A 12,028-nucleotide genomic window follows, 5' to 3' on the forward strand; every position below is an offset into this window, starting at 1 on the left:
TGCAAGCATGCTTACCAGCATTTTTTGCTGGTCAAACCTGCTCTGCTTACAGCATATACATCCCGCCGTTAACGTGAATTGTTTCACCGGTAATATAGGCAGCCGGTGCTGACACTAAAAAAGCCACTGTCGCGGCAATTTCATCAGGTTGTCCCAGCCGATTGGCAGGTACCTGTGAAAAAATCGCTTCTTTTTGCTCGTCCGACAGCTCTTTCGTCATGTCTGTGTCAATAAAGCCCGGCGAAACGGCATTAACCGTAATACCGCGTGATGCCACTTCACGTGCCAATGACTTGGTAAAGCCCAGCACCCCGGCTTTCGCCGCAGCATAGTTGGTCTGGCCGGCGTTACCCATCGAGCCCACAACCGAGCCGATAGTAACAATGCGACCATAACGCTTTTTCATCATGCTACGCAACACCGCTTTGCTTAAGCGGAATACCGATGTCAGATTGGTCTGAATAATGTCAAACCACTCGTCATCTTTCATCCGCATTAATAAGTTGTCGCGGGTAATACCTGCATTATTAATCAAAATATCAATTTCGCCAAACTGGTTTTTAATTTCAGTTAAACATTGTTCAATAGAGTCGGTGTCAGTCACGTTTAACACCATGCCCTGCCCTTTATCTGCCAGATAAGCTGAAATCGCTGCGGCCCCTTTTTCGGTAGTGGCGGTACCGACGACTTTTGCACCTAACGCGGCTAATTGTTCAGCAATAGCTTTGCCAATACCACGGCTGGCACCGGTTACCAGGGCCACTTTGCCCTCTAATGAAAGTAAATTTATCATAATTATTCCTGTGTAAGCTGAGTTAATGCTGACTGCAGCGACGCCTGATCATACACTGAACTGGTTGTAAGATTTTTATCGATACGTTTGATCAGGCCACTTAGCACCTTACCCGCACCGAGTTCAATCACCGCCGTAACGCCCTGACTCGCCAACCATTCAATGGTTTCGGTCCAACGTACCGGGCTATATAGCTGACGTATCAGCGCCTCTTTTATGGCTGCACTGCCGTTAACAATACTGACATCAACATTATTAATAACAGGTATTTGCGGCGTGTTAAAATTCAGTGCGGCTAAATCGCTGGCCAACTTTTCTGCAGCCGGGCGCATCAGGGCGCAGTGTGACGGAACGCTGACCGGTAATGGTAAAGCACGTTTCGCACCGGCAGCTTTACACAGCTCACCGGCCCGCTCTACCGCAGCTTTGTGACCTGCGATAACCACCTGGCCCGGCGAATTATAATTTACCGGTGCCACTATTTCACCCTGCGCCGCTTCAGCACAGGCGTTGGCAATAGCAGCATCGTCCAGACCAATAATGGCAGACATACCGCCAACCCCTGCCGGCACAGCCTGTTGCATATAGTGCCCACGTTGTTCAACCAGCTTTACTGCCTGACCAAGGCTTAACACATCAGCACACACCAGCGCCGAATATTCGCCCAGCGAATGCCCCGCCAGATAAACTGGCATGTCACCGCCCTGCTGTTGCCATAAGCGCCAGATAGCGACGGAGGCTGTTAATAACGCGGGTTGCGTTCGGTGTGTCTCATTTAAATCTGCTTCCGGACCATTGGCCACCAGTGCCCATAAGTCATAACCAAGCGCAGCAGAGGCCTCGGCGAAGGTTTCTTTAACACTGTCGTGCTGATAAAGATCACCAAGCATACCAACACTTTGTGAACCCTGCCCGGGAAATACGATTGCAAGTTTTTGAGTCATTTTTTGTCCTGCATATTAAAACGGTAACGAAAACCAGAAAAGAAAATCAGTAACGAACCAGCGCAGATGCCCAGGCAAACCCGCCGCCAAAGGCTTCCAGTAGTAAGGTCTGGCCACGTTTAATCCGGCCATCCCGAATGGCTTCATCCAGCGCAGTGGGCACCGTCGCAGCGGAAGTGTTACCATAACGATCCAGATTTATCACCACCTGATCCATCGACATGTCCAGTTTGCGGGCCACCGCCGAAATAATTCGCAGGTTTGCCTGATGCGGCACCAGCCAGTCTATTTCTGACTTATCCATATTATTGGCAGCGAGTGTTTGCTCAACCACCTGCGATAGCTTGGTGACGGCAACTTTAAACACATCGTTCCCCTTCATGCTACCCCAGGAATTATGTACCGAGTTTTCATCACCGCGGATAGGGTTATCGACGTATAATAATTCTGAATATTTGCCATCGGCGTGAATATGAGTCGACAGAATACCCGGCTGCTCTGAAGCTTCGAGCAATACCGCCCCTGCGGCATCACCAAATAAAATAACCATTGAGCGGTCTTCCGGGCTGATTAGCTGCGATAAACAGTCAGAACCGATGACCATAATGCGTTTCGCTATCCCGGTTTTAATATATTGATCAGCGACACTTAAGCCATAGCAAAAGCCGGCACAAGCAGCAGCAATGTCAAAGGCTGGAATAGCAGGAATGGCTAATTCCCGTTGAATTTCGCAGGCAGCACTGGGTAAAGCCCGCGACGCACTGGTCGTAGCACAGATAATCATATCAATGCTGTTCTTATCTACCCCTGCCGCTTCTATCGCTTTTAACGCAGCCTGGGCACCCATGGTAGCGACAGACTCATCCGCGCCGATTATCCGTCGCTCTTTTATCCCCGTTCGCTCGATAATCCATTCATCGGTGGTTTCCACCATGGTTTCTAAATCTGAGTTGGTGCGAACTTGTGACGGGAAGTAACTCCCGGTGCCAATAATGCGTGAGTACATGCGAACCTATGCTTTATCAATTAATACGTGTTCCAGCCGATCTTTTATTTTAACAGGCACCTGGCGTTCAACCTCGCGCACTGCTTGTCGGATGGCACTTAAAAATGCGTCTTTTGTCGCATTTCCGTGACTTTTCACTACAATTCCGCGCAATCCTATCAGACTTGCACCATTATAGTGGTCGGGGTTCACCCCCTGATAAAGACTTTTTATAAAAGGTTTAAACAGCCAGCTGAAAAATTGGGCACTGACCCGTTGCCGTAAACTGGTTTCAAAGCGGCGTAATATAAGCTTGGCAACACCTTCACAGGTTTTTAATGCCACATTACCGACAAAGCCATCACAGACAATAACATCGGCTTTACCGGAGAAAATATCGTCGCCTTCAATATAACCAATGTAGTTAATATCATTGCACTGAGTAAGTAATTGCGATGCCCGCTTAATTTGATCCGAGCCTTTAATCTCTTCTTCACCCATGTTAAGCAGCGCCACTTTCGGATGGTGGATCCCCACCACCTCTTCGGCCATTACTGCGCCCATCACCGCAAATTGAAATAAGGTATCAGCGTCACAATTTACCGTTGCGCCTAAATCCAGCATATAAACCGGATTACCCTTGCAACTGGGTAGGCCACTGATTAATGCCGGTCGCTCGACACCGTTAAGCATTTTAAGCACATAGTGCGCCATGGCAATCAGTGCTCCGGTATTGCCGGCGCTGACGCACGCCTGTACTTCGCCCTGCTCTACCAAATCGAGCGCTCTGCGCATGGAGGATTGACGTTTGCTGCGCAGGGCAACCGACGGTTTATCGGCCATGCCAACGTCGTCGCTGCTGGCGACCAGACTCAATTGAGGATGAGGAAAACTGTTATGAAAAACGAGTTGTTGCTGCAACATATCAACGTCGCCACACAACACTAACTGTAACTGGGGGAATTCAGCAATCGCTGCCAGGGCGGCAGCAATAGTAGTATGGGGGCCATGATCGCCCCCCATCATATCTAAAGCAAGTTTAATCTTTAATGGCTGCACCAGGTGCATCCAGACTTACTTTACTTTACGGCCTTTGTAAAAACCATCGGCAGTAATATGGTGACGGCGGTGCGTTTCACCGGTAGTTGAATCAACTGACAGCGTAGGGCCAGTTAACGCATCGTGTGAACGGCGCATGTCACGACGTGCACGAGATTTTTTGTTTTGCTGAACAGCCATGGTATTTCTCCTAAATCACTTTTTTTTCAGTTCTTGCAGTATGGCAAAGGGGTTTGGTTTTTCTGGTTCTGGCCCTATATCTCCGAAACTCATCGCATCAGCGTTGATTTGGCAAGCTGCTGCATCATGCATCGGAAACAGTGGTAATGCCAGAATAAGTTCATCCTCAACCAACTGCCGTAAATTTATTTCGCCATGCTCGTTGCGAACAACAACATCGTAACGCTCTGGTATTAACGCCAAAGCCGCGTCATCATCACCTTTCACCGGGGTGTAAACAAACTCACTGTTTAACGCCAGTGTCATGGGCTCACCACAACGTTCACAACATACAGCAACCTGACATGCCGCCTCGCCGTGCAATACAGCCAGACCTTGCTCATCGGTACCGCATTCAATTCTTACTGCCACTTCACCTTGTTTTTCAACCAGGCTCTCAGTTAACCGGGTTAAGGTTTGCAGCAGCACTATGCCGTCAAACACCGACCGTTTCTGGGCAGCTTTAACCGGATCAAGCGTAACAGGTATTTTCACTTTTTGCATAAGGCGCGCATCATATAGAACCCAACCCCTGCTGTCAAAGGGTTCCCGCAGTTTTTTCAGCTTTTTATTACCCGTAAAAAAACCGCACTTTGTACAACACGTGATGAGGAGGCATAATAGCGTTTTATTGGCCAGCTTTGGGAGTTTTATGAATCACTCTGCGCTTCCCGCGCTGTATCTTGCATCCACCTCGGTCTATCGGCAGCAATTACTGACGAAATTAACACCTCATTTTACCGCGGTTAAACCTCAAACCGATGAAACGCCGCTTCCTGACGAAGACGCCACGGCGCTGGTTCGTCGCCTGGCCAGAGCAAAAGCGCAGGCCGTTGCCGCTACGCTCAGCGAAGGATTGGTCATTGGTTCTGATCAGGTGGCCGTATTTAACGGCCAGATAATTGGCAAGCCACATACCGTAGCTAATGCCATCGCCCAGTTAAGCCAGTTTAGTGGCCACAGTGTAACGTTTTTAACCGGGCTGGCCCTGATTAATGCGGCAACCGGCCAGTGTCAGCTGGTGGTAGAACCGTTTGCGGTATGTTTTCGGACCCTGAGCCAGCAGGAGATAGTAGCGTATGTGGAACGCGAGCAACCACTGGATTGTGCCGGAAGTTTTAAGAGTGAAGGTTTGGGCATCAGTTTATTTAGTGCACTGCGCGGTGATGACCCTAACAGTCTGATTGGGCTGCCGCTGATAAAGCTTTTGCAACTGCTGCGCAATGAGGGCGTAAACTTATTAACTGCCGGCCACTAAGCAGCCAACAGTTCCGGCATAGCGCAGCAAGCGATTAATTCTCGCTGTTATAGCCGCACTGCTATGCATCCTATATATGTGCTAACAGCGACGGTAAATCGTCAATTATCGCTTTGGGCTGAAACTGACTTAACACATCAGCCCCATGCACACCATGGGTTACCCCGACTCTTGGCATCGCAATGGCCTGCGCCATTTTCATATCATGGCTGGTATCTCCGACCATCATGGCATTGGCAGGTTTAATCCCCAGCTGCTGACTTATTTGCAATAACATATCCGGATGCGGTTTCGACTCTGCCTCATCAGCGCAGCGGCTGGTAACAAAATAATGGCCAAGACCGGTTTCGGCAAACATTCTGTCCAGCCCTTTTCTTGCTTTGCCGGTGGCCACCGCCAACAACACATTTTGTTCAGCCAGGGTTTTCAGCACCTGCTCAGCACCATTAAATAACGGGGTCGGAGTGGTGTCGTAAATGGTGTAGTGATCACGATAATGCTCAAACAACTGAGCGCGCTGGGTGCTATCCGTACTCGGAAAAAGCACGGCAAATGCCGGGTCCAGGCTTAAACCAATAATTTGCTTAACGGCGTAACTGCTCGGCACTGCTAAGCCTGTTAATCCGGCAGCAGCCTGCATTGATGATACAATACGGCCAATCGAATCCATGACGGTGCCGTCCCAGTCAAAAATGACTAAATTGACTTCTGCCATGCCACTTTCTATGTTACTGCCGTGTGCCTTGTCGATTTGTACCATACTACTTTCTCGTTAATCTGCTTATAGCGCTTTCTAGCTGAATATCAAGTGGCGCTTCAATCCGCATGGTGGTTAAACTGTTTGGGTGGGTAAAACTCAGGCTTTTGGCGTGCAGAAATAACCGGTTCAGCCCCAGTTGCTGCATCTGAGTGCTAAAGGCGTTGTCGCCGTATTTATCATCACAGGCAATAGGATGTCCCTTGCAGGCAGTGTGGACCCGGATTTGATGGGTACGTCCAGTCACCGGAAACGCCTCCACCAGCGTGCCTTCCTGATAGCGCTGCAAAATTCTGAAACGGGTTTCTGATGGTTTACCATTAACCTCGTCCACTTTAACCACCCGCTCTCCTGATTGCAGAGTATTTTTGCGCAGCGGATCAGTGACTTTACGCACTTTATTATCCCAGTCGCCGCTAACCAGTGCCCAGTATTTTTTCTCAACGGTTTTATCGCGAAGCTGGGCATGCAAGTGGGTCAGAACCGAGCGTTTTTTAGCGATCAATAGACATCCTGAGGTATCGCGGTCCAGCCGGTGCACCAGTTCCAGCAATTTAGCCTGCGGGCGCAAGGCACGCATCGCTTCAATAACCCCGAACTGTAAACCACTGCCGCCATGCACAGCCATGCCGGATGGCTTATTCAGCACAATCAGGTCATTGTCTTCATATAAAATATGACCTTCAAGTTCACTTACCAGGGTAAGCTTAACGGATACCCGGTCAGGTTCTGCAGTTACGGTTAACGGCGGCACCCGGACGACATCGGCCTGCTGCAGTTTATACTCAGGTTTGACACGTTTTTTATTAACTCGCACCTCCCCTTTTCGCAAAACCCGGTAAATAACACTTTTGGGCACTCCCCGCAGGCGTGCCAGCAAAAAATTGTCTATTCGCTGACCGATAAAATCATCTTCGATTTCAATCATTTGTATCGGTAATTTGATTTCATCTGCCATGTGCTTTAAATACTCTGCTAAAATTACTTTTAAGTTGCTATCCGGTGCATATTAGTGGGATAATCACCCGGCTAATTATGCCAAAATGTGGCAATTAGGGCGCTCAAAGTGACATAAGAGAAATTGTGCGGCACCGTCAGGGGATGTGATCATACCGAAATCGTGGTGAAAACCAACGTTTTTATAGCCCCGGCGTTTAAATAAGCCATTTGCCTGAGGTGATGTTGCGTAATCTGTTACCAATAACGGCAAAACACAGTTTCCAGTTACCTGAGCAACAAGAATAATTTGCTATAACGCAACGCCGAACGGCGGTGTGTTTCAGATTCAAACGAAAACAGAATAACTGTAAATAGTGACAATTTGGTTCCCTCAGGCATCCCAATCGGGAGATTGCATTATTTGATGCCTGATAACATCTGAACACCCAGGTGCCCAGTAAGGTTGCGTTGTGGCTGCATAACAGAGTCACCCAACAATGAAAAGAATGTTAATAAATGCCACGCAGGAAGAAGAAATCCGCGTTGCTTTGGTCGATGGCCAAAAACTGTATGACCTGGACATAGAAAGTCCGGGCCATGAACAAAAAAAAGCAAATATTTACAAAGGCAAAATTACCCGGGTTGAACCCAGCCTGGAAGCTGCATTTGTTGACTACGGTGCTGACCGTCATGGTTTTTTACCGTTAAAAGAAATTTCCCGCGAGTATTTCCCCAAGGGTTATAGCTTTGATGGCCGCCCTAACATTAAAGAAGTGGTTAAAGAAGGCCAGGAAGTTATTATTCAGATCGATAAAGAAGAACGTGGCCAGAAAGGGGCGGCGTTAACTACTTTTATTAGTCTGGCAGGCTCTTACCTGGTCTTAATGCCAAACAATCCCCGGGCTGGCGGCATATCCCGCAGAATAGAAGGCGATGAACGCCAGGATCTGAAAGACTCTTTAGGTCAGTTGGAAATGCCTGATGGCATGGGGTTAATTGTCCGTACTGCCGGGGTAGGTAAATCGTATGAAGAGCTGGATTACGATTTAAAAGCCTTGTTAAAGCATTGGTCAGCGATCACCGAAGAAGCTGCTAAACGCCCTTCGCCATTTCTTATTCACCAGGAAAGTAACGTGGTCTTTCGCGCCATCCGTGATTATCTGCGCCGTGACGTTGGTGAGATCCTTATCGACAACCCGAAAATCTTTGAAGAAGCCAAAGTTTATATTCAGCAGTTCCGGCCAGATTTTGCCCATCGGGTAAAAATGTATGACGGCGAAGTACCGCTGTTTATGCACTACCAAATTGAAACTCAGATAGAAACCGCATTTCGCCGCGAAGTACGCTTACCATCAGGCGGTTCTATCGTTATCGACGGTACCGAAGCGCTTACTGCAATTGATATTAACTCGTCAAAGGCAACCAAGGGCGGTGATATTGAAGAAACGGCGTTTAATACTAACCTGGAAGCGGCAGATGAAATTGCCCGTCAATTACGCTTGCGCGATTTAGGTGGTTTAATTGTTATCGACTTTATCGATATGACGCCAGTTCGGCATCAGCGTGAAGTGGAAAACCGTCTGAAAGATGCGGTTAAGCACGACCGGGCCCGGGTGCAGATTGGCCGGATCTCGCGCTTCGGTTTACTTGAAATGTCACGTCAGCGCTTACGCCCGTCGCTGGGTGAATCTGCCGGTCATGTTTGCCCCCGCTGTCATGGCCGTGGCACCATACGTGGTACGGAAAGCTCTGCCTTATCCATTTTGCGTTTAATCGAAGAAGAAGCGATTAAAGACAATACCAGTCAGATCCATGCTCAGGTTCCGATATCCGTTGCTACCTATTTAATGAACGAGAAACGGGAATCAGTGCGTCGAATTGAAAAACGCAATGGTATTCAGATCTTCATTATTCCAAATGAGCATCTGGAAACACCGAACTACGAAGTATCACGGATCCGGATTGATGAAGAGCTTGATGATGTTAGCTATAACATGGTCAAGGCACCTGAAGTCATCAGCAAGCCTTACCAACCTGCTGTTGAAGTAATAAAAGAAAAGCCAGCAGTGTCGGCAATCAATATTGCCCAGTCAGCTCCAGCTCGCACCGCGCCTGCTCCGGCATCGGGTATTCCGGTAGCAGAGCCTAAACCTGATTTATTCAGCAAGTTGAGTAAATGGTTTAAAGGGTTAGTTACCGGTAGCGAACCTAAAACTGAACACAGCAAAACGCCAAGCCAGCAGCATACTGCCCGGAAAGAGGATGGCAGGGCCAACCGCAACAACCGCGATGGCGCCCGTGATGCAGGTAAAGATAACAATCGTGATTCGGGACGTGATTCCGGCCGTGATAGTAGCCGTGCTGATGGTAAAAATGACAATAATCGTCGTCGCAATAACAAGCGCCGTCGCCCTGATCAGGTTGACCGCGCAGTTGATAAAGACGAAACCGTTACTAACACTGCCGCTGCACCGGTAAAGCAGGAACGTGCCCCACGCCCTGCGCAGGAACGTACCCGTCAGCCAGACGCTCGTAAGCCACAAGCTGAACGTGCTGAGGCAACAGTAGCTGAAAGCGCTGATGAACCCAAAGAGCGCAGTGTTGCAGCAGAGCGCCGGCAACGTCGTAACGTGCGTAAATCAGTACGGCTGAATCAAGCTGCTGAAACGACAACGGTTACCTCTGCAGTGCCTGCCGAAACATCAGGCGCAGCGGAGCAAAGCGCTGCAACTGCCGCAACCAAGGTTGAAGAGGCAAAAACAACCGCCACTGCACACCAGGCTACGGAAGTAAATACGACGCCAGCAGGTGAGGTAACAAAAAACGCAGCGGAAACAACAACAGTCAGTTCAGCAGAGCAAGCCATAACTGCAACCTCTGCTAGCGACACAGACGCGGCAGAGCCTGCAGTAAATGAGGCGTCTGAACAGGAAGAAGTTGAAAGTTCTGAACCTCGCAGCCGCAATCGCCGCTCACCACGGCATTTACGTGCAGCTGGTCAGAAACGCAAGAAAGACCAGCAGGAACTCGCTGCAGGCGCGGAAGCAACGGCTGCAGAGAGCCAGGACAGTGCAACAGATGCCCCGGCTGATGTTCAGGCAACTGCAGCTGTAACAGCGACGCCAGAAGCAACAGCTGATACCACTGCCGCTCCGGCAACAGCGACAAAAGAGGACGCGGCTTCTGCTGCTGTTGAGACGTCTGCTAATGTTGAGGCGTCGGCTGACACGGCGACGGATGATTCAGCAAAGGCAACATCGTCCGAGGTAGCAGAAACCGTTGATAGTAAGCCCAAAGCGGCGACGAAAGCCAGAGCCAAACCTGGCAGGCCGCGTGGCAAACGTAAAACAGCTGAAACCACGGCAGACTCTGTTGCTGAAACAGCAGGGAAAGGCAATGTGGAGAAAGCACCAAAAGCACAGCCTGCTGCGCCAGAGGCCAAACAGAAATCTGACGCTCCAGCGCAATCTGAGCTGAACCTGGCGCCAGTAGAAGCTGCTGCTGCGGCCCCGGCCGTTGCTCAGGCTGCTGCAGAGCCAAAAGCAGAAACTAACGCTGTTGCGTCCAAAGCAGTGGCAGTTAAGGCTGCGCCAGCAAAATCCGGCAGCCGCTTTGGCAATATGGTCGTTGCCGATATGGCTAAGCCTGTTGCCAGCGCTCCTGAGTCAGCTTCGGTCAATACTAATAATGATGCAGCGAAGCCAGCAACTCCGGTTGCAGAGCGTCCTGCGGTCAGCAGTTCAAACCGGCCAGCCGGCTCTGCTTTTGCCAGACAGGCCGTTACTGCGCCCATGACTAAGCCAGAAAAAGCAGAATAGAAAAAGCCCCCGGTAAAGGGGGCTTTTATTCGATACTGTTAATTATAAAAACCAGCACTATTGCTGGTTTTTTTTTATTAGAAATCGTACTTGGCACTGAACTGCAACCGATGCATATCACCGTCCAGCCCCGACTCAACCTCTCGGTTGGCAAATTTGTACTCAATACCGAACATCAGCTTTTTCGCTGCCTGGTAAATCAGGTTAGTGGTCCAGCTGCTGGTGGTTTTAGTCACGCCAGCGCCGGTCAAAGCAATGTCGTTATCCACACTTAGCATGGAATACACCAGATTACTACGCCACTGACTATTCCAGTTATGCCGGTAGGCAATAGCAAAAGCGCTGGAATCAATCGCTTCAAGCTCGTTGCCTGCATCGAGCACACCGCCATTTGCCGTATTTAAACCGATATAACGGCCCACACCCGAACCTGTTGTCGCTGTGATCCGGATATCATTATTATTGGCTAGCATAATTTTGGCGGTCGCACTCAAACCAAATGCTGAGGTCGTGGTGTCAATAGTGGCTGTCTCATAGGCTAGTTGGCGTAATAAACCCGATACCGACCAGTTACCCCACTCTGTTTTCTGGCCATATTTAAACACCAGATCAGGTGTGGCATTGTCATCCGTGGTAATGCGGCCACCACCACCGAAAGGTGTTACCGTGGTTTCAGGGTTCTCGATAGCGACCTGAAAATTACCATTGGTGTAGCGAATTTGTGCCTGGCGGACAAATGGCATCGCATCGGTATTGCCGATAAAATCAAGGGTATCCGGCAACGCATTTAAATCCATAAAGGTAGACCAGGTTTGGCCAAATAACCATCCATCATAGGTAATAAACGCATGCCGCAACCGTGGCGAATAACTGTTGGTAATTCGCTCATCCCCACCAGAGGTTGCCAGAAAGTCCAGCTCAATGTGGCCACCTACTGTTTTACCATTTTCCAGCTGGGTGGTGGTTTTAAAGAAAAAACGCGACTGGCGGGCATGAAAATCAAAGGTACCACCTTCATCAGCACCGCCGACCGGGGTCAGACTTGGAATGTAAAAGTCGCGACCAATCCCGGTTGCTACCTGGCCATCGGAGCTGTCGGTATACATAGCATCCAGTTTGACGTAGCCACCGAAGGTAACATCGGTATCACCAATATTAAACCCATTGGCCTGCACGCTGCCAGCTGACAACGCCAGGGTAATGGCTGCAGTAAGGGTGCTTAGGATCTTTCTTTGTCTCATCTGAAGTTCTCCATC

General features: G+C 49.4%; 11 protein-coding genes. 2 read left to right on the forward strand and 9 right to left on the reverse strand.

Translation table 11 applies throughout. From position 1 onward, the window contains the following. Positions 1-46: 46 nt before the first annotated feature. The 6 genes from fabG to yceD are packed head-to-tail and all read right to left on the reverse strand — an operon-like array spanning position 47 to position 4,504. Positions 47-793 (reverse strand): 3-oxoacyl-ACP reductase FabG, encoded by a 747-nt coding sequence (gene fabG / locus ABY802_RS01085; protein WP_372625159.1) that lies wholly within the window; start codon positions 791-793, stop codon positions 47-49. A gap of 2 nt (positions 794-795) precedes the next feature. Then, the gene (fabD, locus tag ABY802_RS01090; protein WP_372625160.1) at positions 796-1,737 is read right to left on the reverse strand and encodes an ACP S-malonyltransferase; all 942 of its coding nucleotides are present in this window, start codon (positions 1,735-1,737) and stop codon (positions 796-798) included. 46 nt (positions 1,738-1,783) lie between these two features. After that, positions 1,784-2,743: a beta-ketoacyl-ACP synthase III gene (locus ABY802_RS01095; RefSeq protein ID WP_372625161.1), complete on the reverse strand. Its 960-nt coding sequence runs from the start codon at positions 2,741-2,743 to the stop codon at positions 1,784-1,786. Positions 2,744-2,749: 6 nt separating this feature from the next. Further along, a complete protein-coding gene (gene plsX, locus ABY802_RS01100; RefSeq protein WP_372625162.1) occupies positions 2,750-3,790 on the reverse strand; it encodes a phosphate acyltransferase PlsX in 1,041 nt (346 codons plus the stop codon). A gap of 6 nt (positions 3,791-3,796) precedes the next feature. Next, on the reverse strand, positions 3,797-3,961 hold the full coding sequence (gene rpmF / locus ABY802_RS01105; protein ID WP_019675618.1) for a 50S ribosomal protein L32: 165 nt from the start codon (positions 3,959-3,961) through the stop codon (positions 3,797-3,799). A gap of 15 nt (positions 3,962-3,976) precedes the next feature. Then, positions 3,977-4,504, reverse strand: coding sequence for a 23S rRNA accumulation protein YceD (gene yceD / locus ABY802_RS01110; protein WP_372625163.1), 528 nt, complete (start codon positions 4,502-4,504; stop codon positions 3,977-3,979). A 148-nt stretch (positions 4,505-4,652) separates the two neighbouring features. On the opposite strand from yceD, the gene ABY802_RS01115 reads away from it, so the two are divergent. Then, positions 4,653-5,258: a nucleoside triphosphate pyrophosphatase gene (locus ABY802_RS01115; protein ID WP_372625164.1), complete on the forward strand. Its 606-nt coding sequence runs from the start codon at positions 4,653-4,655 to the stop codon at positions 5,256-5,258. Positions 5,259-5,328: 70 nt separating this feature from the next. Here the strand turns inward: ABY802_RS01115 and ABY802_RS01120 are convergent, their stop codons facing one another. Both ABY802_RS01120 and rluC read right to left on the reverse strand, forming a co-directional pair. Then, a complete protein-coding gene (locus ABY802_RS01120; protein WP_372625165.1) occupies positions 5,329-6,018 on the reverse strand; it encodes an HAD-IA family hydrolase in 690 nt (229 codons plus the stop codon). 1 nt (position 6,019) lies between these two features. Continuing rightward, on the reverse strand, positions 6,020-6,973 hold the full coding sequence (gene rluC / locus ABY802_RS01125; RefSeq protein ID WP_372625166.1) for a 23S rRNA pseudouridine(955/2504/2580) synthase RluC: 954 nt from the start codon (positions 6,971-6,973) through the stop codon (positions 6,020-6,022). Between the two features lie 478 nt (positions 6,974-7,451). Between rluC and rne the strand changes: the two genes are divergently transcribed. After that, positions 7,452-10,772 (forward strand): ribonuclease E, encoded by a 3,321-nt coding sequence (gene rne, locus ABY802_RS01130; RefSeq protein ID WP_372625167.1) that lies wholly within the window; start codon positions 7,452-7,454, stop codon positions 10,770-10,772. A 77-nt stretch (positions 10,773-10,849) separates the two neighbouring features. Here rne and ABY802_RS01135 read toward each other — a convergent pair whose 3' ends face one another. Continuing rightward, positions 10,850-12,013 carry a DcaP family trimeric outer membrane transporter gene (locus tag ABY802_RS01135; protein ID WP_372625168.1) on the reverse strand — a complete coding sequence of 388 codons (1,164 nt, stop codon included), beginning with the start codon at positions 12,011-12,013 and terminating at the stop codon, positions 10,850-10,852. Positions 12,014-12,028 lie beyond the last annotated feature (15 nt).

The organism is Arsukibacterium sp. (genome assembly GCF_041616895.1).
Taxonomy (GTDB): Bacteria; Pseudomonadota; Gammaproteobacteria; order Enterobacterales; family Alteromonadaceae; genus Alishewanella.